The 24283-nt window shown below is 62.0% G+C and carries 22 protein-coding genes and 1 tRNA gene; 9 read left to right on the forward strand and 14 right to left on the reverse strand.

Going from position 1 to position 24283, the window contains the following annotated elements; genetic code table 11:
• Positions 1-183: 183 nt before the first annotated feature.
• Genes JQK88_RS10600 through JQK88_RS10615 form a run of 4 tightly spaced genes read right to left on the reverse strand, consistent with a single transcriptional unit; the run spans position 184 to position 3548 of the window.
• The gene (locus tag JQK88_RS10600; protein ID WP_192254093.1) at positions 184-1161 is read right to left on the reverse strand and encodes a quinone oxidoreductase family protein; all 978 of its coding nucleotides are present in this window, start codon (positions 1159-1161) and stop codon (positions 184-186) included.
• Positions 1162-1180: 19 nt separating this feature from the next.
• Positions 1181-2026 (reverse strand): phosphatidylcholine synthase, encoded by an 846-nt coding sequence (gene pcsA, locus JQK88_RS10605; protein WP_142865659.1) that lies wholly within the window; start codon positions 2024-2026, stop codon positions 1181-1183.
• The gene (locus JQK88_RS10610) at positions 2023-2637 is read right to left on the reverse strand and encodes a DUF1326 domain-containing protein (RefSeq protein ID WP_192254091.1); all 615 of its coding nucleotides are present in this window, start codon (positions 2635-2637) and stop codon (positions 2023-2025) included. The genes pcsA and JQK88_RS10610 overlap by 4 nt, the downstream gene beginning before the upstream one ends.
• Before the next feature lie 14 nt (positions 2638-2651).
• Complete coding sequence (locus JQK88_RS10615) at positions 2652-3548, reverse strand: DUF2182 domain-containing protein (protein WP_203278264.1); 897 nt, start codon at positions 3546-3548, stop codon at positions 2652-2654.
• A gap of 102 nt (positions 3549-3650) precedes the next feature.
• On the opposite strand from JQK88_RS10615, the gene JQK88_RS10620 reads away from it, so the two are divergent.
• A complete protein-coding gene (locus JQK88_RS10620; RefSeq protein ID WP_203278392.1) occupies positions 3651-4859 on the forward strand; it encodes a UbiH/UbiF family hydroxylase in 1209 nt (402 codons plus the stop codon).
• Between the two features lie 264 nt (positions 4860-5123).
• Entirely contained in the window at positions 5124-5447 is a 324-nt protein-coding gene (gene hspQ, locus JQK88_RS10625; protein ID WP_023668971.1) for a heat shock protein HspQ, read from the forward strand.
• Between the two features lie 72 nt (positions 5448-5519).
• Here hspQ and JQK88_RS10630 read toward each other — a convergent pair whose 3' ends face one another.
• Positions 5520-6149, reverse strand: coding sequence for an invasion associated locus B family protein (locus JQK88_RS10630; RefSeq protein WP_112561729.1), 630 nt, complete (start codon positions 6147-6149; stop codon positions 5520-5522).
• 260 nt (positions 6150-6409) lie between these two features.
• Here JQK88_RS10630 and JQK88_RS10635 point away from each other — a divergent pair, with 260 nt between their 5' ends.
• Both JQK88_RS10635 and JQK88_RS10640 read left to right on the forward strand, forming a co-directional pair.
• The gene (locus tag JQK88_RS10635) at positions 6410-8230 is read left to right on the forward strand and encodes an extracellular solute-binding protein (protein WP_192254087.1); all 1821 of its coding nucleotides are present in this window, start codon (positions 6410-6412) and stop codon (positions 8228-8230) included.
• Between the two features lie 97 nt (positions 8231-8327).
• The gene (locus JQK88_RS10640) at positions 8328-9008 is read left to right on the forward strand and encodes a DsbA family oxidoreductase (RefSeq protein ID WP_192254085.1); all 681 of its coding nucleotides are present in this window, start codon (positions 8328-8330) and stop codon (positions 9006-9008) included.
• Positions 9009-9010: 2 nt separating this feature from the next.
• On the opposite strand, the gene JQK88_RS10645 is transcribed toward JQK88_RS10640, so the two are convergent.
• Entirely contained in the window at positions 9011-9445 is a 435-nt protein-coding gene (locus JQK88_RS10645) for a hypothetical protein (protein ID WP_112561726.1), read from the reverse strand.
• Between the two features lie 151 nt (positions 9446-9596).
• Between JQK88_RS10645 and JQK88_RS10650 the strand changes: the two genes are divergently transcribed.
• From JQK88_RS10650 to mgtE, 3 genes are all read left to right on the forward strand, one after another.
• Positions 9597-9998, forward strand: coding sequence for a hypothetical protein (locus tag JQK88_RS10650; protein ID WP_203278265.1), 402 nt, complete (start codon positions 9597-9599; stop codon positions 9996-9998).
• An 89-nt stretch (positions 9999-10087) separates the two neighbouring features.
• Positions 10088-11980, forward strand: coding sequence for an ABC transporter ATP-binding protein/permease (locus JQK88_RS10655; RefSeq protein WP_203278266.1), 1893 nt, complete (start codon positions 10088-10090; stop codon positions 11978-11980).
• Positions 11981-12259: 279 nt separating this feature from the next.
• The gene (gene mgtE / locus JQK88_RS10660; protein WP_203278267.1) at positions 12260-13627 is read left to right on the forward strand and encodes a magnesium transporter; all 1368 of its coding nucleotides are present in this window, start codon (positions 12260-12262) and stop codon (positions 13625-13627) included.
• Positions 13628-13867: 240 nt separating this feature from the next.
• Here mgtE and gor read toward each other — a convergent pair whose 3' ends face one another.
• From gor to rpiA, 3 genes are all read right to left on the reverse strand, one after another.
• Positions 13868-15259: a glutathione-disulfide reductase gene (gene gor, locus JQK88_RS10665; protein WP_192254077.1), complete on the reverse strand. Its 1392-nt coding sequence runs from the start codon at positions 15257-15259 to the stop codon at positions 13868-13870.
• Between the two features lie 107 nt (positions 15260-15366).
• Entirely contained in the window at positions 15367-15978 is a 612-nt protein-coding gene (locus JQK88_RS10670) for a DUF2059 domain-containing protein (protein ID WP_203278268.1), read from the reverse strand.
• Positions 15965-16696: a ribose-5-phosphate isomerase RpiA gene (gene rpiA / locus JQK88_RS10675; protein WP_203278269.1), complete on the reverse strand. Its 732-nt coding sequence runs from the start codon at positions 16694-16696 to the stop codon at positions 15965-15967. The genes JQK88_RS10670 and rpiA overlap by 14 nt, the downstream gene beginning before the upstream one ends.
• Positions 16697-16853: 157 nt before the next feature.
• On the opposite strand from rpiA, the gene JQK88_RS10680 reads away from it, so the two are divergent.
• Both JQK88_RS10680 and JQK88_RS10685 read left to right on the forward strand, forming a co-directional pair.
• A complete protein-coding gene (locus JQK88_RS10680) occupies positions 16854-17537 on the forward strand; it encodes a phosphoglycolate phosphatase (protein WP_203278270.1) in 684 nt (227 codons plus the stop codon).
• Between the two features lie 127 nt (positions 17538-17664).
• Positions 17665-17739: transfer RNA gene (locus tag JQK88_RS10685), tRNA-Val, on the forward strand.
• Between the two features lie 73 nt (positions 17740-17812).
• Here JQK88_RS10685 and JQK88_RS10690 read toward each other — a convergent pair.
• From JQK88_RS10690 to JQK88_RS10715, 5 genes are all read right to left on the reverse strand, one after another.
• Positions 17813-18193 carry a hypothetical protein gene (locus tag JQK88_RS10690; RefSeq protein WP_203278271.1) on the reverse strand — a complete coding sequence of 127 codons (381 nt, stop codon included), beginning with the start codon at positions 18191-18193 and terminating at the stop codon, positions 17813-17815.
• A gap of 634 nt (positions 18194-18827) precedes the next feature.
• A complete protein-coding gene (locus tag JQK88_RS10700; protein WP_203278273.1) occupies positions 18828-19100 on the reverse strand; it encodes a hypothetical protein in 273 nt (90 codons plus the stop codon).
• Positions 19101-19208: 108 nt separating this feature from the next.
• Positions 19209-21788 (reverse strand): DNA/RNA non-specific endonuclease, encoded by a 2580-nt coding sequence (locus JQK88_RS10705; RefSeq protein WP_203278274.1) that lies wholly within the window; start codon positions 21786-21788, stop codon positions 19209-19211.
• An 80-nt stretch (positions 21789-21868) separates the two neighbouring features.
• Positions 21869-23113 carry a hypothetical protein gene (locus JQK88_RS10710; RefSeq protein ID WP_203278275.1) on the reverse strand — a complete coding sequence of 415 codons (1245 nt, stop codon included), beginning with the start codon at positions 23111-23113 and terminating at the stop codon, positions 21869-21871.
• Between the two features lie 188 nt (positions 23114-23301).
• On the reverse strand, positions 23302-24279 hold the full coding sequence (locus JQK88_RS10715) for a trypsin-like peptidase domain-containing protein (protein WP_192254063.1): 978 nt from the start codon (positions 24277-24279) through the stop codon (positions 23302-23304).
• Positions 24280-24283 lie beyond the last annotated feature (4 nt).

The raw sequence follows: 24283 nt of genomic DNA on the forward strand, positions 1-24283 counted from the left end.
GCATGGTATGCGCTGGCTGCTCTCGTGCGAAAGCAGCACCCACCTTGAAAGAGCTTCAAGAATTTCAGCGGAAACTCAAGGGGTAAAAATAAGCCTGCTTCGCACAAGAAACTGACCGACCGGTTTTCGCGCAAATAGCGCCCGGCACCTCGGCAAAGCGCTGAAAAGCTGGGCAAATTCCCGTTACGGAACCAGAATGGTGGTTCCCGTCGTCTTGCGGGCCTCGAGATCGGCCTGCGCCCTGCCGGCATCCTTCAGGGCATAGCGCTGGTTGATCTGGATCTTGACCGCGCCGCTCAGCACCACGTCGAAGAGTGCTGCAGCCGAAACTTCGAGGTCCTCGCGCTTTGCATTGTAGACAAACAGCGTCGGCCTGGTGACGAACAGCGATCCCTTCTGCGCCAGGAGCGACATCGAAAATAGCGGGATCGGCCCCGAGGACTGGCCGAACGCGACGAACATGCCGAGCGGCCGCAAACAGTCGAGTGAAGCGGGGAATGTGTCGTTGCCGACCGAATCGTAGACGACGTCGCATTTTTTGCCGCCGGTGATGGCGGCGACGCCGGCGACGAAATCCTGTTCCCTGTAGTTGATGACGTGGTCGAAGCCATGCGCCTTGGCGAGTTCGATCTTGTCGGTTGAGCTTGCCGTGCCGATGACGGTCGCGCCGAGATGTTTCGCCCATTGTCCCAGGATCAGGCCGACGCCGCCGGCGGCCGCGTGGAACAGGATGGTGTCGCCCGCTTTCACCTTGAAGGTGCGACGCAGGAGATACTCCGCCGTCATGCCTTTCAGCATCATGCCGGCGGCCTGCTCGTCGCTGATGCCGTCCGGCACCTTGACCACGCGGTCGGCAGCGACAACGCGCTGCTCGGCATAGGCGCCGACATTGACGGCATAGGCGATGCGATCGCCCGGCTTCAGCCAGTCGACGCCAGTGCCAACCGCCAGCACGACGCCGGCCGCCTCGCCGCCCGGGATCAGCGGGAAGCCGCCGGGTGGCGGATAGAGGCCGGTGCGATGATAGACATCGATGAAATTGAGGCCAATCGCCGTGTGCCTGACCAGGATCTGCCCTGCGCCGGGCTGCCCCGGATCGGCATCCTCATAGGTCAGGACTTCCGGACCGCCATGGGCGTGGATACGGATCGCTTTGGACATTTTCGGGCTTTCCTGCGGGTCAGGTTTTCTTGCTGTCAGTCGCTTTTGTTGGCGGCTTGGCGCCGAGCTTTGGGAAGAACTGCATGATACCGCCGATGCAGGCGAGGTAAAGCCCGGTGACGGTAATGCCGACCTTGGTGAAGATACTGACCTGTTCGCCCAGAACACCGATCTGGTCGTAGAAGGCGGCAAGGGCTGCCTGCGCCAGCGCCAGCGCGCCGAAAGCGCACCACAGCAGCGTCATGCCGAGATTGATGGGCCGCAGCCGCACCACCCGCACCGGATGGATGAAATTGATCGGCACGAAGGTCAGGATGCCGGCCGCCACGACGACGCCAAAGGACACCCATTGCCCCGGCTCGATGACGAACAGCGTGAACACCACCATGTTCCAGACCACCGGAAACCCTTTGAAGAAGTTCTCCTTCGTCTTCATGCCGGTGTCGGCATAATAGATGGCGCTGGACACGACGATGATGGCCGCCGACAGGAACGACAGTTTTTCGCCCATGAAGCCGCGCTGGTAGAGCGCGAAGGCCGGGATCAGCACGTAAGTGACATAGTCGATTATGTTGTCGAGGAGTTCGCCCGACCAGGTCGGCAGGATTTCCTTGACCTCGAGCTTTCGCGCGATCGGGCCGTCGATACCATCGACGAAAAGCGCCAGACCCAGCCACCAGAACATCGCCGTCCAGCGTTCCTCACTCGCCGCCACCAGCGAAAGGAAGGCCAGGAACGAGCCCGACGCGGTGAGCAGATGCACCGAGAACGCACGCGCCTGCGGCCAGGTGACCTTCTTCTTCGGCCTCGGAATCCGGTCGGTGATCTTTTTGGCGGCGTTCCTGGCGGTTGTGTTCTTGCTCACGGGCCCCGCCAATCCAGCTTGCAGATTTCGGCCGAGCGGCCGGCGAAATTCCAGTTGCGGCCGAAGGCACGCATCTTGCTCTTGTCGGACCTGGCCACGATGATCTCCGGCGCGATCCAGTATTCCGAATTGCTGATCACGGTGTCCTTCTCGCGATCCTTGCCGGGAATCGGTGTCACCGCCCCGTCGATGATCTTCGGTATCTGGAAAATACGGGTCTTGTCACGCGTCTCGTAGGTGATCGGCACCTGTTCGACGCCAAGGAATTTGCCGACGAGGATGGAGAGCAACGATGTGGTTCCGCCGGCCTTGCCAGTGAAAACCTTCGTCAACGCCTTCACCGCATAGACCGAGGCGCGCTTGTCGATGAACAGGCCCGCGGTCCAGTTGCCGCGGCTCATATAGCCGGGGATTTCCATGACCAGTCCGAGATTGAGACCGGACAGGTCGACCTCGCCGAAATGGCCGGCATCGATACGAAAACCCGCCCATGTCTGGCAATAGCCCTCTGTCGGCGGATGGCTGCCAAGCGACGCCACGCAAGGGCAAAAAACCGTGCAATTGCAGGAGAGTACGAGCTCTCCTTTCATTGCCCAGCCTTGCTCTGCCATTGAATTTTCCCCCGTCATGCCGAGACTACTAGCAGGGCGACTGCCCAGACAAGCAGTATCGTACCGGCCACCCGGGTAGGAACCCTGCCGGTGGTCTGTTTTTCGATCAAAGTGAACAGGCCGATCAGCGCCATCCAGAACACGTTCATGGTGCCGACGGCAAACATCACCAGCATCAGCGCCCAGCAACAGCCGAGGCACCACAGGCCCTGCTCCAGCCCGAGCCGGAAAATGCGACTGGGCTCAGCGCTCCAGTTGGAAAACAGGATCGAGAACGGGTTCCGGCATTTTGTCAGGCAGGCCTGCTTGAGGCTGCTGAACTGGTAGAGGCCGGCCACCAGCAAAGCGGCAGCAGCGGCAATGCCGCTCACCGGATCGAGCAATCGTCCGGACGAGGCGAATGTGTGGACGATCAACGTCAGCACCGCAAAGCCGGCCGAGGCAACCAGCCATGTGCAGAGGTAGCCGGCAACCAGGGCGAGCGGGTGGGCCACCGGTTCGCCCTTGATGTGGGCGGTGTCGGCGATTTCGCAATAGGTGCGGATCATCGGCGCTGCCGACGGCAACATCGCCGCCACGGCCATCAGGAACCACATGGCGATCAGTGCCAGAAATTGTGAGCCGCTGCCGGCATCGAGCGGTGCGGGCGTCAGGCACAGGCCGAAGAAGCGGTCGAGAAAATCCGGCAGCGGCAGCTGCGGCAGATGGCGCAACACCACATCACCCGGTGCGCCGGCGCCGGGAAGCCGGCCTTCGGCGCCGCGGATCGCCATGGCACTGATAATGAACCATGCGAGCAGAATGCCGCCGCCGATGGCGATGTTGACCGTCAGCCGGGGATGGCGGGCAAGGCCTGCCGTGGCGCGGCCGGCGCGGTCGAGATGGCTGAAATCGTCCTGCTGGCCGGTCATGGCAATCGAATGAGCCTAATCGCCGCGTTGATCAAGCCGGATGGTCTGACCTATATCCATGGACAGACAGGATGGATCTGCATCGCAAACTGGAAGTCCAATTTGGATCATCGCGAGACAGCACGGATACTGGTTGCCGGCAGCGGCCCTGCAGGGCTGATCGCGGCGCTCGGTTTTGCCGAGGCGGGATTTCCCGTGACTCTCATCGGACCCGAGGCGGGCGGTCCCGATAGCCGGACAACGGCGCTGATGAACCCTGCCCTCAAGACCCTCGACCGTCTGGGCGTGCTTGCTGAATTGACGCCGAAGGCAGCACCTCTGAAGGTGATGCGCATCGTCGATGCCACAAGCCGGCTGATCCGCAGCCCGGTGGTCACCTTTCGCGCCACGGAGATCGGCGAGGAGCAGTTCGGGCTCAATTTGCCCAACAGCGCGCTCAATCCGGCGCTGGCCAGGGCCGTCACCGCGCATCCCGGTATCGAATGGCTGAAAGTGATGGTCGAAAGCTGGCGCCTCGATGCCGACGAGGCGCATGCGGTTCTGACGGATGGCCGTGAAGTTTCCGCATCGCTGGCGATTGCCGCTGATGGGCGCCTGTCGCCGGCGCGTGAGGCGGCGGGCATAGCCGCGTCCGTGCGATCCTATCCGCAGGCAGCGCTGGTGCTGAATTTCGGCCATCGCAGCGAACACGGCTTCACCTCGACAGAATTCCACACCGAGACGGGGCCGTTCACCCAGGTTCCACTGCCCGGCAACCGCTCCAGCCTTGTCTGGGTGGTGAAACCGGAAACGGCAAAGGACCTTGCCGCGCTCGATGACGTGACACTTTCCGAGCGTGTCGAACAGCAGATGCAGTCGATGCTGGGCCGGGTTACGGTCGAGCCCGGCCGGCAAATCTACCCGCTGTCGGCGGCATCACCGGGACGCTTCGCGCAAAACCGGGTGGCGCTGGTTGGCGAGGCCGCGCATGTGTTTCCGCCGATTGGAGCCCAAGGCCTCAACCTCGGTATCAGGGACATCGACGATCTGATTGGAATCGCTGGTGAAAATCGCAGCGATCCTGGCGCGCCCAAGGCGCTCGCCGCCTATGATTCCCGGCGCCGTCCCGACATTCTGGCGCGTTCCGGCGCGGTCAATCTGCTCAACATGTCGCTGCTGTCGGACATGCTGCCGGCGCAGATGGCGCGCAGCGCAGGCCTTACTGTGCTCGGCAGTTTCGCGCCCTTGCGAGCCTTCTTTATGCGCGAGGGCTTGAGGCCGGGCAGCGGCTTTGCAGCACTTACTGGCCTAGGGAAACAGGTTCGACGGTAATATGCCGTGCCGGATCATGTTAGAGCAGCCGGTCAGACATTTTTGCCCTGGCCCGAAAACCCTGGACCGGGCTAGCCCGTAGCTTCACAAGGCGTCAAGCGCTTCGGCATTGAATTGAACGACCGTCTGCGCCAGATAGGGTCGGATACCAGCCTTAAAGTCGGGCTCGATTTTTGGTGACGGCGTGTGTAAATTCAAAGCCTTAGAGCGCGTGCCGTGCATTCCAAGGGACGCCGGGCGCTTCAGGGCTTAGTGGTGAGTATGATGAAAACAGCCAAATTCTCGATCGGACAGGTGGTTCGCCACAGGCTGTTTCCGTTTCGCGGCATCATTTTCGATGTCGATCCGCAATTCGCCAACACCGACGAATGGTACGAGGCGATCCCGGCCGACGTGCGGCCGCGCAAGGACCAGCCTTTTTATCATCTGCTCGCCGAGAATTCGGAAACCGAATACATCGCCTATGTGTCCGAACAGAACCTGCTCGAGGATCAATCGGGCGAGCCGGTCCGGCATCCGCAGATCGGCGAGATGTTCGACAAGCGGCCGGACGGACGCTACGAGCCGAAACGCCAGTCGAGACATTGACCGCATCCTGAACGGGGCAACAAAAAAAGCGAGGCAATGCCCCGCTTTTTGTATTTTGGAATTTTCCCGAGATCAGTTGGCGGCCTTGGCCTTGTCCTGCTCGTCCTTGAGCTTCTTGGCAAAATCCTGGTTGTTCTTGGCAACGAAGTCCTGAAGCTTCTTCTGCCGGTCTTCGATATCGGACTGCTGCAGCGGCGGGCCGTCATAGGCGCCGCTGAAGCCGGTCAAGGCAACCTTGATCGGATTCGGCTGGTTCTGGAAGTTGACCGAAGTGAGCGTGATCGCCTGGCCCTTCTTGAAGGAAGCGACGAGCGTGTCGGTCAGCGGCACTTCGGCCACGCAACGATCAGGGAAGCAGATGACATAATCGAGCTTCTGCGCCTTGCCGGTGTCGATCTGCAGGCCGATGCCGGGAGGCACCAGACGTCCGGTCGGAACCGTCACCTGGAACACCTTGCGGTTCACCTTGCCCTTCAGCTCGATCAGGCTGACGCCGGTGACCAGCTGGCCGTTGCCAGCGGTGACGATATTCTGGACATTGCAGATGTCGACGTCTTCCTGCTTGGTGCAGGCCTTGAACCAGCCCTGCGGAATCTGCTGCTGCTGTTGTGCCGAAGCAGAGAGAAGTCCGGCGCCCAGAAAGCCGACCACGCCCGCGGCAATGACCGAAAGGCGGTATGCGTTGCTGTTCAGGCTCGTCATGTCGTGCACTTCCTCTCAAATGATCCCGGAACCGGCTTCTTCGCGCCGCGTGGTCCAGCTACCTGTTGCCGAATTGAGGCAACAGGATGACTTCGGAGCGCGTGTTACACCGCATGCGCAGCCGAATCCAGCCCGGCGCCTGCGATTCTTGGCTGTGCCATTTGGGTCGTGCGATTTGGGCTGACGTATCTGGCCGGAGCGCGGCGGCGCCATGCTAGGGTGCACTCCGAATCATCAAGCCGCCCAGTAAGGAGACGGTCATGGGCCGCGTTCTTGTTTGGCTGATCGCCGCGATCTCGTTTCTCGCCTTTTCACTTCAGCCCGCAATGTCGGAGCCGAAACATGCCATTGCCATGCAGGGCGAGCCGGCGCTGCCGGCCGACTACACCCATTTCGACTACGCCAATCCCGACGCGCCGAAGGGCGGCAACATCACCTATTGCGTCGTTGGCAGCTTCGACAATCTCAACCCGTTCATTCTGAAGAGCCTGCGCACCACGGCGCGCGGCATGATGGATCTCAACTACGGCAACCTGGTTTTCGAGCCGTTGATGACGCGCAATTATGACGAGGCCTTCAGCCTCTATGGCCTGCTCGCCGACAGCGCCGACATGGATCCCGAGCGAAAGTCGATCGAATTCCACCTCAACCCAAATGCAAAGTGGTCTGATGGAGAGCCGGTGACGCCGGAAGACGTGCTGTTCACCTACAATGTCTTCACCGACAAGGGCCGCCCGCCCTACAGCGATCGCATGAGCCTGATCGCCAAGCTCGAAAAGACCGGCGATCACAGCGTGCGCTTTACCTTCAATGACAAGGCCAACCGCGAGACGCCCTTGATCATCGCGCTGACGCCGATCATCCCGAAGCACGCCTTCGACAAGGACACTTTCGACAAGACGACGCTGAAACCGCTGATCGGCAGCGGGCCCTACATCGTCGACAAGGTGCAGCCGGGGCAGCGCATCGTCTTCAAGCGCAACCCGAATTACTGGGGCAAGAACCTCCCCTCCAAGCGCGGCTTCGACAATTACGACCAGATCACCATCGAGTACTTCCTCAACGCCAATGCCAAGACGGAAGCGTTCAAGAAAGGCATCTGCGCCATCTATGATGAGGGCGATCCGATCAAGCGCGAGCGCGACATCGATTTTCCCGCGTTCCACCGAGGCGAGGTGATTGCCGAGACCTTCGACACTGGCATACCGCCAGTGGTGACCGGGTTCCTGTTCAACACCAGGCTGGAGAAGTTTTCCAATCCGGTGGTGCGGCGCGCGCTCGGCATGCTCTACGACTTCGAATGGGCCAACAAGAACCTGTTCGGCGGCAAATACACACGCACGATGAGCTATTGGCAGAATTCCGAACTGTCCGCGCTCGGCCATCCCGCCTCCGACAGGGAGAAGGCGCTGCTGGCGCCCTACCCCGGACGCGTGCCGGCCGATGTCATGGACGGCACCTGGCGACCGCCGGTGAATGACGGCACGGGCCAGGACCGGAAGGTGCTGAAGGTGGCTTTCGACCTGCTGAAGAGCCAGGGCTATGCCGTGAAGGATGGGGTGCTGCAGGACCCCAAGGGAAACCCCTTCGGTTTCGAAATCCTGACGGCCTCGCAGGACGAGGAACGCTTTGCCGCCATCTATCAGCGGACGCTGGAGAAGATCGGCATCACGGTGACCATCCGCAGCCTCGAAGCCGACCAGATCCAGTCGCGCAAGCAGCGTTTCGATTTCGAGGTGTTGATCGGGTCGAGCGGTTTCAGCAACTCGCTGTCGCCCGGCATCGAGCAGAGTTTTCGCTGGGGTTCTTCAGAAGCCAAGAGGGAAGGTTCGTTCAACCTGGCCGGCGTCGCCGATCCGGCGGTGGATGCTGCGATCGACGCGATGCTGAGAGCGCGGACCAAGGAGGATTACGTCGCCGCGGTGCGCGCCCTCGACCGATTGCTCATCTCCGGCAACTATATGGTGCCAATGCAATACAACGCGCAGCAATGGCTCGCTTACTGGAATTATCTGGACCATCCGAAAAAGACACCCATATTCGGTTATCAATGGCCGACCTGGTGGCGCAAAGCGAACTGAGCATGATCCCGAAAAGTGGTTACCGGTTTTCTCGGACAAACGGAAAACCGTTTTGTCCAGAGATCGCTCAAAGATGTGTTCGCGGCAGGAGATCGAGATGAGCGAAGACAATTCCATTACCGTCGACGTGGTTTCCGATGCCGTTTGCCCCTGGTGCTTCATCGGCCAGAAGCGGCTCGACAAGGCGATCGCCGCTGCCGGCGACATTGAGGTGCATGTGCGCTGGCGGCCGTTCCAGCTCGACCCGACCATTCCGCCCGGAGGCAAAGACCGGCGCGCATACATGCTGGCCAAGTTCGGCAGCGAGGAGCGTATCCGCCAGATGCATGCGCGCATCGAGCCGCTCGGCGAAGCCGAGGGGATCAACTTCGCCTTCGACGCCATCAAGGTCGCAGCCAACACGCTGGACGCGCATCGCGTCATCCGCTGGGCCGGGGCAGCCGGCGAAGCCGTGCAGAACCGCTTGGTGCGCCGGCTGTTCCAATTGTATTTCGAGGAAGGCGCCAATATCGGCGATCACGCGGTGCTGATCGAAGCCGCCCGCGAGGCCGGCATGGACGCTGCCGTGGTCGAAACGCTGTTGCCGACCGACGCCGACGTCGAGGCGGTGCGCACGGAAATCGCCACGGCATCGCGAATGGGCATCACCGGCGTGCCGTGCTTCCTGCTTGAAGGCAAGTATGCCGTTATGGGCGCGCAGGAAGCCGACACGCTGGCCGACGCCATCCGCCAGGTCGCCGCCGCAAAGGCCAAGGGCGAGCTGGAAAAGGTGGGCTAAGCCTACTTCACGTTCACCTTGGCCTTGCTGACGAAGAAGCCATGGCCGTTGCTGCCCGTGCAGGTCAGTCCCTTGGTTGACGACTGGCAGGTAAACGGCCCTTTGCTCCAGCTGTTGCCATAGGCCAGCTTGGCGACATCGCTGCAGCAGCCCTGCTCACCCGGATTCTTGATCAATGTCGCCGGCCCGTTCGGCCCGAGGATCACCGTGACGTAGCTCGGCTCGACGCGCGAACAGCTCAGTTCCGGACCGCCATCCTGCGGCTGGTAGGTGCTGGTGCCGCCCTTGGGCGTGTAAATGCAGCCGATGTTGCCGGAGGGCGTGTTGAACTCGATTTGGCCCTCGGCGCTCGCGGGAATGGTCTGGTTGCCGGCATGCGCCAGAGACAGAAAGGCAAAGAGCGACAGGATTGCTGGGGCGGCTGCGCGTGCAAGCATTGGGAGATTCCTTGTTGGAGAACCGGGTATGCATGGGTGCCGACAGTGCCGCGCAAGGTTCAACCGGCGGCGTATGAATTGTCAAATCTTGTTGAGCGGCTGCTAAAAAGCGCGCCTGGTCGAGCATGTCCGCTTCACCAGCGGCGAAACGGTGATCGACAGCTATGACGCCGCCGCCAGGACCATTTCCGGGCACTTCTCGGCTTCGGGAAAGGATGATTCGGGCAAACCCGAAGTGATCACAGACGGCAAATTTCCGGTGTTCCCGTCAGCCCGCGGTAGGAAAACCGGCCAATCGGCAATGTCGATCGGTTCACGAAACCGTGAATCCCGCTTCCCCAAGGGAAGCTTTTCGCACATCTCAGCGTTCTCACAAAACATTGAAACCAAACGGGATATTTGGCCTGGAGACAGCTGTCTCCAGGCACCACCTGTTGCCTCAAGGCAACGGCGCGTGGGCTGCCTCACATTCGCCGCGATAAAATTAATAGAAAATGATCAATTGGTGTTACTATCCGTAACAAAACTAAAAAAGGTTTGGGCGGGATTGTGATTCAGGTCGACAGACCGCGACGTTCAATATCGGCACTTTGGAACCGCGACGCCGCCGCTGGCCCGTCGCCCCTAACGCCAGTATCGTCGATGCGGACCTTCTGGGGACTGATGCGGGCCTACTGGTTCTCGGACCGGTGGAAGGAAGCCTGGACCCTCACCATCGTCATCGCAGCCCTCACAACACTCCTCAGCAAAGCCGGGGTCTGGTTGGCCCTGATGATCGGGGAATTGACCTACTCGATCAATTACTATCATGACGCCGCCAACACCGCGCCACTCAGGACGCTGCTGACTGATGCGGGGCTCGTCGTAGTCCTGTTTGTGCTCAAGGATGCCGGCCTCGTTGGTGCGAGAAGCCTGGTGTCGAAGACTTTGCACCGCAAATGGCGCGGTTGGTTGAACAGCCAGTTCAATCAAGCGCTGCTCGATGGCAATCATAGCCATTTCCACGCCCAGCATGGTTCGGCCGGCAGCGGGGCCCCCGCGCCGGACAATATCGACCAACGTATCCAGGAATCGATCAAAGGCATGACAGGCGGCGCAATCGGCCTCGCCATGGGCGTGCTTGGCGTTGCCACGTCACTCTATTTTATCGGCGAGAACCTCATCGAGACCTCCGTGGAGGTGGCGGGGCTGGAGTTCCTCGGGAGCTATGGCAGCGCTGTCCTCGCGCTGCTCGCCATCGCCACCTACGTGCCGTTCAACACCTGGATCGCGGTAAGGCTTGGAAGAGTGCTGGAGCGGCTGAATGTGCGGCTGCAGCAGGCCGAGGGCAGCTATCGCGGCGAATTGACGACCTTTCTTCGCCGCAGTTTCCACGTCGCCGCGTCAAGCGCAGAAGACGTGCAGAAGACGGTGAACAACCGACTCTATGGCGACATCGATCGGACCTGGGCACGGTTGAATATCGTCAACGTCTCTTACGACGCATTCGAGGCGGTCCACAATTTCATGGGCTTTCGCATCGTCGCTTATGCGCCCGGTCTGGTTTCCTTTATTCACAACAAACTTGACCTCAAAGGCTACGTGACCGGCGCCGAGATGATCAATCAGCTGATCGGCCAGTGTTCCTGGCTCATCCGCGTGATGCCCGACATCGCGACCTTGCGCGCCAACAGCCAGCGCGTCACCGAATTGGCGAACGCCATCGAGAACGTCCAGCAGCCGCAGGAGTTCTACAGCCAGACCGGCCGCTCCGACTTCCACTATGCCAGCCAGAACCCGGTCTTCGGCCTGACTATCCAGAAGCTCGAACTGGCGCATCAGGGCGAAGATGCCACGCCGTTCCTGAGCGCTGCCAATCTGCGCTTCCGGCGTGGCGAGTGGACGTTCCTCAAGGGCGAGTCCGGCTGCGGCAAGACTTCGCTGATCAAGGCGATCAACGGCCTGTGGCCCTATGGCCGTGGCACCATCGTCTTCCCCGACGGCGTGAAGAGTTTCTATGCCGCCCAGGAGGTCAAGCTGCAGCAGGTGTCACTGAAGCAGCTGGTGTGTCTGCCCGGCTCCGAGCAGGACTATGGCGATGCGCAGGTGGCGTCTGCCCTGCACAAGGCCGGCCTTGGCGACTTCATCGAACACATGGCCGACGAAAGCCGCGAGGGAAAGATCTGGGATCAGATGCTTTCCGGCGGCCAGAAGCAGAAGCTGGTGGTGGCTCGCATCGTGCTGCAGCAGCCTGGGCTTCTGTTCCTCGACGAAGCGACCGGCGCACTCGATCCGGATGGCAAGATCGCTTTCCACCAGGCGATCAAGGACAACTGTCCCGATGTCACGGTGATCAGCATCATGCACGAGGCGATTGCGCCACGATCAGCCACGGGCGAGGAATTCTACCACAGCGTGGTTGCGATCGCCGACGGTGTCGCCACCAAGAAGCTGCTTGCTCCGAACCTGCCGCGCGAACTCACCACCATCCTTACGCAGCCGCGACCGGTCGAAGACAAATGGCTGCGCTTCTCGCGCCGGCTGAAGCAGAAATAGCAACCACACCAAACTCTTGCCGGGCCGCAACAGTGCGGCAACGACGGCGGTCGATCACAGTCTCGCGATTGGCCTGTTCCCGGCAGTTTTCCGCCGTTCCTGCGATTGACTCGCCAAAATGCGCTCCTATGTTGCGCCCGGCTTGCAGCATTCCAAATCGAACCCGCAAGCAGAAAGGTCACCGCGCCATGCCTGGCGACAGTCACAGTCGAACGCAACCGCCGTCCGCCTAGACGTGACCTGATGGCTCACGTCCTGCCGGACGGCAAGGAGTGAGCCATGAACGAATTTTCCCCCGTCGTAGCGGGCGACGATGCCGTCGCGATCGCCCGTATCCTTGCCAATGATCACGTCGCCGATGTCGTCGAGGCCCTGAACCGGGAACTTCGCGAGACCGCGATCGAACTGCTTTGCGAAGTGCCGTTCGAGCGGCTGGTCGAGATCTTCGACCAACCGGACCTCGACGGCGCGTCCGAACTGGCCGAGGCTCTGCCGCGCGCCAAGGCGTGCAAGCTCCTCACCGCCATGTCGGTCGACCGCGCCGCCGATATCCTGCGCGAGCTGGACGAGCCGGCGCGTTCCGAGCTGCTCGGCGGGCTGGCGCCGCCGCTGCGGGCGACGCTGCTTTCCATTCTCGGCTACCCCGAAGGCAGCGCCGCCTCGATCATGACGACCGAGTTCGTCAGCGTGCCTTCGGATTGGACCGTCGGCCGCACGCTGGACTACATCCGCAAGGTCGAGCGGACGCGCGAGACCGTCTACGCCATCTACATCGTCGATCCCGACACGCATGTGCTGGTGCGCTCGACCGGGCTGCGCCGGCTGATCACCGGCGAGCCAGACGATCCAATCCTGTCGGTGGCGCCGGACCGCATGCCGGTGACGGTGACGCCGCTGACCGATCGCGAGACCCTGGCGCAGACGATCTCCAAATACGATCTGCTCGCGGTGCCGGTGGTCGACCACGGCAAGATGCTGGGCATCGTCACCATCGACGACATCATCGACACCATGATCGAGGAGACGACCGAGGATGTGCACCGTTTCGGCGGCATGGAGGCGCTCGACGAGCCCTACATGAAGATGAGTTTTCTCGCCATGATCAAGAAACGCGGCGGCTGGCTATGCGCGCTGTTCATCTCAGAGATGCTGACCGCCAATGCCATGCAAAGCTATGAGGGCGAGCTGGAGAAGGCGATCGTGCTCACTCTGTTCATCCCGCTGATCATGAGCTCGGGTGGCAATTCCGGCTCGCAGGCGACCTCGCTCGTCATCCGCGCGCTGGCATTGCGCGAGATCGGCCTTCGCGACTGGTGGCGGGTGGCATTGCGCGAACTGCCCACCGGCCTCGTGCTCGGCGGCATGCTTGGCGTGGTCGGCATCTGCCGCATCGCACTATGGCAATATATGGGCTTCTATGACTATGGGCCGCATTGGCCGCTGATCGCCACGACGGTGGGAGCAGCGCTCGTCGGCATCGTCACCTTCGGTTCGCTGTCGGGCTCGATGCTGCCGTTCGCGTTGAAACGGATCGGCTTCGATCCGGCGAGCGCGTCGGCGCCGTTCGTCGCGACACTGGTCGATGTCACCGGCCTGGTAATCTATTTCTCGGTGGCGCTGGTGATCCTGCGCGGCACGCTGCTGTAGCAGCCGCTAAACATCCTGCCGCCGGCAATGTCCGGCGGCGGGTTTGCCTTGCTCAGGCTTCAGGCCTGCCAGCCGTAGATGGCGTCGCGCAGTGCGTCGGGGAAAGCGCCCATCATCCGCCGACGACGCGCTCCTCCTCGACCGCCCGGTCGACGACCTCATCGACGCGCCGATCAAAATTGTCGTCGAGCGGCGCGGCGGTTACGGGCATAGATCGCTCTCGAGGAATAATAACGGGCGTCAATCGACGCGTACGCCGTCCTTCACGCGGTAGGTCGGCTTGTACATGGTGACCAGTTCTTCCGCCGCCGTCGGGTGGACGGCCATGGTGCGGTCGAAATCGTCCTTGGTGACGCCGGCCTTCAGCGGAATGCCTAGAAGCTGCGCCATCTCGCCGGCGTCCGGTCCCAGAATGTGGGCGCCGAGAACTTTTCGCGTGGCGCCGTCGACCACCAGCTTCGTCAGCATCTTTTCGTCGCGGCCCGACAGCGTATGCCGCATCGGCCGGAACGTGGCGCGGTAGATCTCGATGTCGGGGTAGCGCTTGACAGCATCGTCCTCGGACAGGCCGACAGTGCCGATCTCCGGCTGTGAAAACACGGCGGTCGGGATCGTGTCGTGGTCGGGCGCCGTCGGGTTTCCCTTGAAGGCGGTCTCGATGAAGCACATCGCCTCGTGGATCGCCACCGGCGTCAACTGCACACGGTTGGTGACGTCGCCGATCGCCCAGATGTTGTCGATGTTGGTGCGGGAATACTGGTCGACAACGATGGCGCCGGTCTTGCCGAGCTCGATGCCGACGCCTTCGAGGCCCATATTCTCGGTGTTGGGGATGCGGCCGATGGCGAGCATGACCTGGTCGACCGTCAACACCTTGCCGCCGGTGACCAGCGCGTCCAGCCTCCCATCCGGCCGCTTGCGCACCCATTCCGACACGGCGTGGCAGAGGATCTTTATCCCCTTCTTTTCCATGGTCTCGTGCAGCATGCGCCGCAGATCCATGTCGAAGCGCGACAGGATCTCCTTGCCGCGGTAGACCAGCGTGGTGTCGACGCCCAAACCATGGAAGATGTTGGCGAATTCGACGGCGATGTAACCACCGCCCTCGATCATGATCGCCTTCGGCAGCCGCTTGAGGTCGAAGACCTCGTTGGAAAAGATGCAATGCTCATGGCCGGGAAGTGCTGGATGCGGCGCCGGCCGGCCGCCGGTGGCGATCAGGATCTGGTCGGCGGTGACGGTGCGGTCGTCGCCCAAGAGGTGCACGACATGCGGGTCGACCAGCATGGCGCGCGAGTGGAACGTCTCGCCGCCGGCGCCTTTCACGTTCTTCTCGTAGATAGCCTCCAGCCGGGCGATCTCGCGATCCTTGTTGGCGACCAGCGTCGGCCAGTCGAAGCTCGCTTCGGGCACCGTCCAGCCATAGCCGGCGGCATCAGTGAAATGCTCGGGAAATTGCGAGGCGTAGACGTAGAGTTTTTTCGGCACGCAGCCTCTGATGACGCAGGTGCCGCCATAGCGGTATTCCTCGGCGATGCCGACGCGCTTGCCGAGTGCGGCCGCCACACGCGCCGCCCTCACCCCGCCGGAGCCGCCACCGATGACGAAGAGATCGTAGTCGTACCCGGCCATGCCGCCGCTCCTTGCCTCAGAAATGTTTGAGACAGGTAGGCTGCATGAGGCCAAAAGAAAAGCCCGGTTTGCACCGGGCTTTCTTGGTCCAGCGGCGAGGATGCCGGTTAGTTCTTCGGTGCTTCCGGCTGGTCGCCGTCAGCGGGTGCGGCGCCGTCAGCAGGTGCCGCGCCATCAGCCGGGGCAGCGCCGTCGGCGGGTGCCGCGGGAGCCTTGGCCTTCGCGGCCGCTGCCAGCGTCTCGCCGACCTGCTGGGCGAGATCGCGCGCCAGGCCATTCTGCCAGATGTCGGCCGCCTTGACCAAATCGCGCGTCACCGTCGGGCCGCTGTCGAGCAGCTTCTTGCCGGCTTCGGAATTGTAGAAGGCAGCGATGTCGGTGAGGTCCTTTTCGGAGAACACCTTGGCATAGGCCAGTGCTGCCTCCTTCTCCAGGTCGGCACGGCGTGAGGCCAGCGCCAGCGCCTTCTCGCTGATGGTCTTACCGATCAGCTCCTGCATGTCGGGGTTCTTCTGGATAAGCTGCTGCTCTAGCGCGGCAGCCGCCTGCGGCAGGATGTTGTCGAACGGGTCGGTCGCGTGGATGGCAGCGACCGCGGCGCGCGCCGCTTTCAGATGCGATTCGGTGACATCCTGCGAAAACGCCGGCGCGGTGAACGCCAGGACAGCCGAAGCCGCCAGGATGGCGGAGAATTGGCGAACCCGTTTATGCAACATCATGATCGGTAGAACTCCCTGGTTTTCGGGCGGCATGGACGGTTTGGATGCCGTCGCCGCCGGCGATGATGGCCGCTGACGCCAGCCCGATGAAAAGACCATGCTCGACCACGCCGGGGATGGCATGGAGAGCATTCGAAAGCGCTCTTGTATCCGGAATGCGGCCAAAAGATGCATCGAGGATAAAATGGCCGCCGTCTGTAACAAAAGGCTGGCCCCCCGTCATCCTCAATGTAATAGGCCCGGAAAGGCCGAGACTTTGGGCCGCTGCCGCGACCGCGATTTCGGTGGCGCGCAGGCCGAACTGATTGACTTCGATGGGCAGCGGAAATCGACCGAGCGTCTCGACCATCTTCGACTTGTCGGCAATGACGATCATGCGCCCGGAGGCCGCCGCGACGATCTTCTCGCGCAGCAGCGCGCCACCGCCGCCCTTGATCAGCGTCAGCGCCGGATCGACCTCGTCGGCGCCATCGACGGTGAGATCGAGCTCGGGCGTTTCCTCCAGTGTCGACAGCGGCACGCCGAGCTCGCGGCAAAGGGCAGCGGTGCGCTCCGAGGTCGGCACGCCGATGACGGTCAGCCCGGTGGCGACCTTCTCGGCCAGCAGCCGCACGAACTCTTCCGCCGTGGTGCCGGTGCCGATGCCGAGCCGCATGCCGTCGCTGACATGGGCAAGTGCTGCCCGCGCGGCCTCGACCTTCAACTGCCTCGCATCCATGCTTGCCCCGGAGGTTTTGGCTTGATTGTGATTTTTCTGATTGCGCGCTCGTAGCACTTTTGCCCGCTGGGTCAAAGACTTTGGCTGTCCGACTGCTTGCCTGAATGAGGCACAGACGCTATCGCCTGCCTGCAATGCACCAGCCACAGGACAGATCATGACCAGACCGATCATCGTGTTCGACCTCGACGGGACGCTGATCGATACGGCGCCGGACCTGCTCGACAGCCTCAACCACAGCCTCGCCGCCAGCGAGCTCGCCGCTGTCGACGAGGCCGGCTTCCGGCGCTTCGTCGGCCATGGCGGGCGGGTGATGATCGAGCGCGCGCATACCGCGCAGCAGAAATCGCTTGGCGTCGAGGAGCATGACCGGCTGCTGAAGCTGTTCCTTGATCACTACACGCTCAACATCCCCGGCAAGTCGCGCCCCTACCCCGGCGTGGTCGAAGCGATCGCCCGCTTCGAGAAGGCCGGCTATCTGCTCGCCATCTGCACCAACAAATATGAGGGCAATTCGAAAGCGCTGATCGAGGCGCTCGGCCTGTCAAAACATTTTGCCGCGATCGCCGGCCAGGACACGTTCGCCTTCCGCAAGCCCGACCCTCGGCATCTCACCGAAACCATCAAGCTCGCTGGCGGCGATCCGCATCGTTCGCTGATGGTCGGCGATTCGCAGACCGACATCGACACCGCCAAGGCGGCGGGCATTCCGGTGGTCGCCGTCGATTTCGGCTATACCGACCGGGATGTCAGAGAGTTCGAGCCGTCGGCTGTCATTTCGCATTTCGACGCGCTGACGCTCGACCTGGCGGAACGGCTGATTGCAGCGGCAAGCGGCTGAGAGAAACGGGCGATTGCGCCGCTGCCCTGCCCTCGCCTATTTCCGGCACAGAAGGCCAGCGCATCGCCTTGACTTCAACGGCCTGCCTCCCTTATATCGCGGCTCGCTTGGCCTTCGGGCAACGAGCGGGCGATTAGCTCAGCGGGAGAGCACACCCTTCACACGGGTGGGGTCGCAGGTTCAATCCCTGCATCGCCCACCATTTTTTTCGTGGAATTCCCATCATATTTGCTCTTCGGCGAGGTTTGTCGGCTTCGGCCACTCGGGACGGATACTCAATACCGGGGCCTTTTGTCGGAGACCACGACCAGCCTCCCTCCAACATTCTGGCAGCGTCTGCAGACAAGCTTCGATGCCAACCGCTTTTCGGCGATGAAATCGTAGTGCGTGCCGTAGGTCTCGATTAGACCATCGAGATCGAGCGAGCGTAGATGACCGCATCGGGGATTGCCGCAATACACGCTGAGGCCCATGCCTTGATCGCGAAGCTCGCCAAGCTTTGCGGGCTGAGCGATCGACAGAACAATAGCTGCCGGGTCCGCCGGATTTGCCACCACCACGAGGATAGGTCTTCGAACCGCTGCCCGATCAATGGCTCCGATTGCCTGGACCGCCTTATCCTGGGCGACGCCGATGAGGGAATCGATCTCTTCCATCGCCGCAGTATGGCCGCAGACAAACAGGGCCCTTCGCAGCACGTGCAGCGCATCTCTCGTTTCGCAAAGTGTCGTCCGGAGGGTGAGAGGCATTTCGCGCTCAATTCTTCATGTAGCTGTCGGGAAGACATTCGGCTTCAAGTGCCGCTGCTATGAAGGCTCGGTGAACGTCCCTTGTGCTGCAGCACCCCGTCCGTTCCCCCACCAAGGCAGCAAGCGCGGCCAGAAACAGTGGGCCATCGGATGGCCAGTCGTTCGCCAAAGCGTCGGCCATTTGAGGCAGCGTAGCAAGGACTGAGATCGTGCCGTCCCTGCGCGCGATCGGGATCCCTGAAAACGTGTTAGGCTGGCTGTTTGTCACTGCATAGCTCCCGCTGGGGCGGGAGAATGTTATGCTCTCTCAAGCACCAGCGCCCGTACAATGGCTGATGACAAAGCTGTTTGAGCACTTAAATAAGTCCATGTCCATTAACTATGACGTACAAGACGAGCGATATTCGAAATTTAATATCAGGTCGTCATTTACTTGATCTGACGTGTGCTCGCGTCGAGTGACTCGGCTCATCGCTCCAGCATCGGAGAAAATCCGCGCAAGCGGTTATCACTGCGCCACGAGGCTTGAGTCGGGACTGCCTCAGCAACTACAGCTCGCCCCCTCGCCGCCAAAATTCTTCTGGGCGAAATTCAGGGCGCTTGAGTAGCTCGTATAGCTCTGGAACTGGCAGACATTGGAGCCGCGGCGCACTTTCATCTGTTCGAGATCCCAGAACGAGACCTCGATGCGGTCGTCGGCGCAGTAGACCGTGTATTTTTCAGGCTCAAGCGCGCGCGCCTTCTCAAGCGGGATGGAGACGGCAGGAATGGAAAGCGCGGAAAGTGCAAACATGACGGCGTGACGCGCGCGCATGGAAAAGCCCCAGAGTGAAAACAGCCCGTAGTATCGCCGCTGTTTTGAAGCGGTGCATCGGCTTTTGGACGAACGGCCTTTTCCCGGCAGTCCGGGCTTTGGCCACGCCTATATGCTGATCCATATCTCCAAAGTGTTGGCACCGATAACCGGGACCGCCCTTGCGGTTACCGGCTGGCCGGCGGCTGTAAGGTCGGCGGCCAGAAGTTCGGCGGCGCTGCGGTCGGCGTCGTTGTCGGGTTTGTAGCGAACCTCGTTCTTGCCGGCGGCAGCGGCCACTCGCTCCTCTCCGGGCGTCGGGATGCCCCAGCCCAAGGCGCGCATCTTGGCGGAGAGCGCCTGGGCGTCTTCGCGCGTCATGCCGGCGAACTGGACGTAAGCCGTCTGCGGGCGCTGCTGGATGTGCAGCCGGTCCTTCAATGTGTTGAGCGCGGCGCGGTCCTGGTCGCCGATGATTGCCTGCCCGTCGGCTGCGGATGTATCGAGATCTGCGACGGCGCGGCGCGCGGCGGCGAACACAGGCAGCCAGTCCGGGCGGCTCCACAAGTCGGCCGGAACCCCGAGCAACGCTTCAAGCACGTTGCGGCGCCCGGCAGGCGTCAGTCCGGTCATGCTTTGGAGACCGGCCATCTTGACAAGAGCCGCCACGATCTTGCGCCGTTCGGGCACCGGCAGGTCCGGATTGCCGAGGACGGCAATCAGTCCACCGCGCAGCGCATCGCTGGCGCCGTCGGCGCTGTCGAGCAGTTTGACGCGCCCCGCCAACGCGTCTGCCGCGGTTCCATTCGGGCCGGGATTCTTCACCGAATCCGTCCATTCGATGAGCGTGCCGAAATTGAGGCTGGTGCGTTTTTCAAGCTCGGCAACCGGGAGCCGGTATCGCTCGGGATCGAACGCGCCCGTAGCGTCGGCCGGAATGAAGAACGCGTCGACGACGAATTCCGGCTCTGAGATTTCTCCCTTCACGGCAGCCGGCACGGAAGAGACGGCGAGTTTCCAATAGGCATAAGGGACCGGCACACCGTCGACCGGCTGGTCGGCGGGTCGGAAAACGGGACCGCTGAAAATGGTCACACGATTGGCCAGTGGGTTATGCTGCGAGCGCACCCAGCTTTCGAGCGGCAGCCACTGGCCGCCGTAGAAAGCACGCGGCTGCGGCATCGTGTTTGGCAGGAAAGAGGCATACTGCGCTAGCTTGAGCGCCGCGGTTGCCGAATCACCGGCGAACTCGGGACCCCAGGCGATGTCGCTGGCACTTGCGAATCGCGCCGCTAGCCAAGGCCGGTCCGCGCGAAAGTACCAGCTGGGACGAGGTTGAAAATCTACCGGCAATCGGCCGTCGGGTTTCAGTCTGCTGGCGGTGACTTGCAGGGGCAACCTTTGCGGCCGATCCAGGTTGACCGCCGAATAGATGGCCATGCGGTGACTTCGGCCCATAACCAGCGAGTAGTTGATGTAGTCCAGCGGCGGCGCCACGGCGTCGCTTCTCAGCTCGCCGGTTATCCTGGGCAAGCCGATCGTGGCCCCGATGAAATCGACCTTGTATCCCGAAAGAACGTTGGGCTGCTTGTCGATATCTGTGCCGAGCAGCGGTTCAAGCGCTGTCCGTAGCGGCGGCGACAACTGCTCGAGAGTGATCTCGCCGCTTTTCACCTGACCGGCCAGTTCGACCAGCACCCCTTGTTGCAAATCTTGCGACAACTTGTCCAGGGACACATTGCCCAGTTTGAGTTGTTCGACCACAAGCACGATCGCGGACCGCAAGATAACCTGCGTGGCTTGCAGCTCGGCGAGCCTTTTGTCGGCGTCTTTCGCTTTGTCCAGGGCAGCGTCGCGCGCTTGCACGGCTTGGTCGCGCGCGCTTGTTGCCTCTTTAAGGGCAGCGCTAAGATCATCGTTGAGCCTCCTGATCTCGTTCGCCTTCTGCAAGGCCTGCTCTTGCGCAGCAAAGGCGTCATTCCTCTGGAGGTAAGCAAAATAGGTCGTTGCCGCGAGGATCAAGGCCGCGGTGGCAAACAGCGCGATCAATATGTTCTTGCTGCGGTCACGCTGCTTCTGGCTGTCCGTCTCCGCCTTGGCGCTCGCCTCGACGAACTCGGCAATGTCAGGCCCCTGCGGAAGCTCCGACGCCTCCTTCAGCGCTTCGCCACGCAGGAGATAGCCCGGATAGCCGGTGTTCTTCCACTGCCGCGCCTGGGCGGCCACGCGGATGCGAAAGCGCTCGGTCAGCTCGTCCGAACTCAGTTCGTCGTCCGATGCGAAGCCGTCGCCGGATACGGCACTGTCCTTGGTCGCGACGGCCACCGATTCAGGAACGGCAATGGCGACCGCTCCGGGATCATCGATTTCACGCGATGCTGGTTCGGAGTCGACTGCGACGGCGACCGGTTCGGCCGTTTCGAGGCCGCTTGCGAAGGCGGCGAGACGCGCCGGGCTGACATCGGCTGAGGTGATGCCGGGGCGCGTGACCAGTTCTGCCGACCAATAGTCGAGGATGCGCTGCGCCGCGCGGCGGTCGGATTCGCGCGCCATGGTGCTGCCCGCGCGCCGCGCTCTGGCCAGGAAGTCGCGGATGGTCCGGGCGTCGGGAACCGTATTGTCGATGCTGGCTTCCGTCGTCTCGGCGCCGGCCTTGTCGCTGCGCTTCATTGAGGGATCGCCCGCTTCGTTGGCGCTGGCGATGCGCATCAGCTCGAGATGCGCGATCCGGATGTCGCTCAGCGAGACAAACTCGGCCGAGGTTTCGGTGCTTGCCACTGTTTCATTGCTCATGACCCCAGGTCCTCAATGATCTTGTGCAAAGGCGTGCTGACGCGGACGATCGAGGCGCATTCCGTTTTCAGCGCCAGATCGACCTGGACGAAGCGTTGCTGGGCCTCGTCCCGATAGGCTTCGAAGGCAAGGATGAAGGCGGTGTCGACGGTCTCGCGCGACAGCTGGTCGTTGACGTCGGTAGAGTAGCCGGCGAGCATTGCCCGCCATTGTCCGTTCGGGTCGAGATCGGCAAGAACCTTGACCTTCACTTCCAGGTTCCGCCACAGCGGCGAGAACTGGAACGGCAACGACTTGTCCGCCGCAGCACCCCCTTCTATCGGCTCGATCATGTCGGTGAGGCTGGCCAGCTTGTTGTCGATGTCCTGCCAGAGCTTGTGCTCGACCACCCGCGCATAGATGGTCGAGGACAATACCTTGATTGCGTCCTGCGCGGCTTTTATTGCCGGCACGGAAGGCTCATCGGCCGGAAGTTTGCCGGCTATGGTTTCGAGCCCCGCGGCCAGGATGCCGAAAGGCAGATTCTTGGCGGTGACGAAGATCTGCTGATTCAGCCGCGAGGGTACGACGCGCAGCACGGTGCGCACATCCAGCAAGGCGTCGTAGGCGTCAGCCGACGTGTCGGGGATTGCGCCCTGCAGTTTCGTCGCGGCGGACCCGAGATCGTCGAGCCATGCCTGCTCGATGTCGCGAAGCGCCGGGCCGGGGGGCAATACTGTGATCTTGTCGCCGGCGGATGCGCAGAAGAGTCTCAACTGGTTGAGGAATTTGCGCAGGACGCGGACTTGATTGAGATCCGCGCCCATGTCCCGCCCGGCGATCATGAGGCTCTGGAAGCTGCCGATGCCATATTGAAAGCTCTGCAAGCCGTCATGCAGGTTCTTGTAAGTCGCAAGAACATCGATCTGGCTGGTGACAGCAGTGAGCCCATCGCCGGCGGCGAGCACCGCCTGGATGTCCTTGGGCTGCTGGTTGACGGCGTTGAAGCCGGCAACCGCGGTGTTGACCCGATCGTCGGTGGTCAGGCCCGGCAGTTCAGGCGTCGGCTTCGCACCTGTTGTCAGTTCCTGGAGGTAGGCGGTGCACAGGGCCGCGCATTGCGGATTTTGCGCAGCGACGGTGGCCATCAGCGGCTGGGACAGTTTGTTGGCCTGCGCATAGTCAAGGATGCTGAACCAGACTGTGAGAGCCGGCCCCTGCAGGTTGACCGCACCGGCGAGAATACCGGCGTCCTTGGTCACCCTCAACCAATCGGGAGGCAACGGGTAGAGATCAGCCAGTTGAAGCCTGAGGTCGAAATAGGCGCTGATCTCTGAACTCCCCTGGCGCTCGGTGTGGCCTTATGGTCCGTCACATCCGAAAGAATTCACATGGCATTGTCTTAAATCGTCGCGCATCTCGTTACACCATCGGTCTGCGTACATCACCACTATACAGGCTTGGCCGCGAGGTCCTGGATGATGGTGTCGATCGCGATGCCCTCATTGCGGTAGTATGTGCTCTTGGTAGCCGCGTTGGGCTCGGTGAGCCAGCCGCCGCTGTGATGCAGCGCAATCAGATTCCAGTCGGTGTCGAAAACTGGCGAGCCCGACGAGCCCGGCAGCGTGTCGGTCAGATACTGGACGCGGCCACCGCCGACGAAGGCCACGACGTTGGCCACGAATGAAATCTGTTTTTGCGCGCCGCCGGGGTGCTGGATGATGTTGACACGGTCGCCGACCTTCACGGTCATGGGCTTCATGTCCAGCTCGCCCCATTTGGAGGCGTCGCCCTTGATGCGGACGGCCGACCAGTCATTGTCCTTGGAGGTGCGAAGCGGCACGGCGGGGTCGATGCTGAATTCCTCGAATGGCGCGTCGAGCCCGGCGACCGTGCGCTGATAGTTGAACTGGACCACGGCGCCCACCATGGATGCATCGTCCGGCAGCACATGGTTGTTGGTGATCAGGATCCCGCCCGCGGTCATGAAGCCGGTCCCGGAACTGCCATCGGCACGCTTGATGCGCACCACCGATTTCGCCCTGATAACGCCGAGTTCAAGATAGCTGATCGGCACCAGCGTGCTTTTGTCACCGAGGATCTTTTCGAGCTGGCCCGGCGCGCCGCTCCACTTGGTGGTAGCGGGCCCTTCGACCGGTGGTGGCGGGGCATGCTGCTTTGCCTGCAGCAATGCCTCGTCGCCGGGGTTCTCATCCAGCGCAAAGGCGACGAGGGCGTCGGCCTTGGTCTCCTGTTTTGCGCGCTGGACAATCGCAAACCAGTTGTTGATCGCCTTGTTGTCAAAGGCGATCTGGGCCGTCGCCAGCCCGACACCTTTGGCGACACGCATGCCGTCGCCGATCATCGGATAGAGATTGGCGAGGATCCGGTTGAGGCTGGTCAGCTCGGTCTGCGTCCACTCGGTCATCGGA

The organism is Mesorhizobium caraganae (assembly GCF_016836705.1).
GTDB classification, from domain to species: domain Bacteria; phylum Pseudomonadota; class Alphaproteobacteria; order Rhizobiales; family Rhizobiaceae; genus Mesorhizobium; species Mesorhizobium caraganae.

Excerpts from the sequence above, each read along its gene's own strand:
- JQK88_RS10600 (WP_192254093.1), bottom strand. The coding sequence starts at position 1,161 with ATGTCCAAAGCGATCCGTATCCACGCCCATGGCGGTCCGGAAGTCCTG.
- JQK88_RS10610 (WP_192254091.1), bottom strand. The coding sequence starts at position 2,637 with ATGGCAGAGCAAGGCTGGGCAATGAAAGGAGAGCTCGTACTCTCCTGC.
- JQK88_RS10615 (WP_203278264.1), bottom strand. The coding sequence starts at position 3,548 with ATGACCGGCCAGCAGGACGATTTCAGCCATCTCGACCGCGCCGGCCGC.
- hspQ (WP_023668971.1), top strand. The coding sequence starts at position 5,124 with ATGAAAACAGCCAAATTCTCGATCGGACAGGTGGTTCGCCACAGGCTG.
- JQK88_RS10630 (WP_112561729.1), bottom strand. The coding sequence starts at position 6,149 with ATGACGAGCCTGAACAGCAACGCATACCGCCTTTCGGTCATTGCCGCG.
- JQK88_RS10635 (WP_192254087.1), top strand. The coding sequence starts at position 6,410 with ATGGGCCGCGTTCTTGTTTGGCTGATCGCCGCGATCTCGTTTCTCGCC.
- JQK88_RS10640 (WP_192254085.1), top strand. The coding sequence starts at position 8,328 with ATGAGCGAAGACAATTCCATTACCGTCGACGTGGTTTCCGATGCCGTT.
- JQK88_RS10645 (WP_112561726.1), bottom strand. The coding sequence starts at position 9,445 with ATGCTTGCACGCGCAGCCGCCCCAGCAATCCTGTCGCTCTTTGCCTTT.
- JQK88_RS10655 (WP_203278266.1), top strand. The coding sequence starts at position 10,088 with ATGCGGACCTTCTGGGGACTGATGCGGGCCTACTGGTTCTCGGACCGG.
- mgtE (WP_203278267.1), top strand. The coding sequence starts at position 12,260 with ATGAACGAATTTTCCCCCGTCGTAGCGGGCGACGATGCCGTCGCGATC.
- gor (WP_192254077.1), bottom strand. The coding sequence starts at position 15,259 with ATGGCCGGGTACGACTACGATCTCTTCGTCATCGGTGGCGGCTCCGGC.
- JQK88_RS10670 (WP_203278268.1), bottom strand. The coding sequence starts at position 15,978 with ATGATGTTGCATAAACGGGTTCGCCAATTCTCCGCCATCCTGGCGGCT.
- rpiA (WP_203278269.1), bottom strand. The coding sequence starts at position 16,696 with ATGGATGCGAGGCAGTTGAAGGTCGAGGCCGCGCGGGCAGCACTTGCC.
- JQK88_RS10680 (WP_203278270.1), top strand. The coding sequence starts at position 16,854 with ATGACCAGACCGATCATCGTGTTCGACCTCGACGGGACGCTGATCGAT.
- JQK88_RS10690 (WP_203278271.1), bottom strand. The coding sequence starts at position 18,193 with ATGGAAGAGATCGATTCCCTCATCGGCGTCGCCCAGGATAAGGCGGTC.
- JQK88_RS10700 (WP_203278273.1), bottom strand. The coding sequence starts at position 19,100 with ATGCGCGCGCGTCACGCCGTCATGTTTGCACTTTCCGCGCTTTCCATT.
- JQK88_RS10705 (WP_203278274.1), bottom strand. The coding sequence starts at position 21,788 with ATGCGCATCGCCAGCGCCAACGAAGCGGGCGATCCCTCAATGAAGCGC.
- JQK88_RS10715 (WP_192254063.1), bottom strand. The coding sequence starts at position 24,279 with ATGACCGAGTGGACGCAGACCGAGCTGACCAGCCTCAACCGGATCCTC.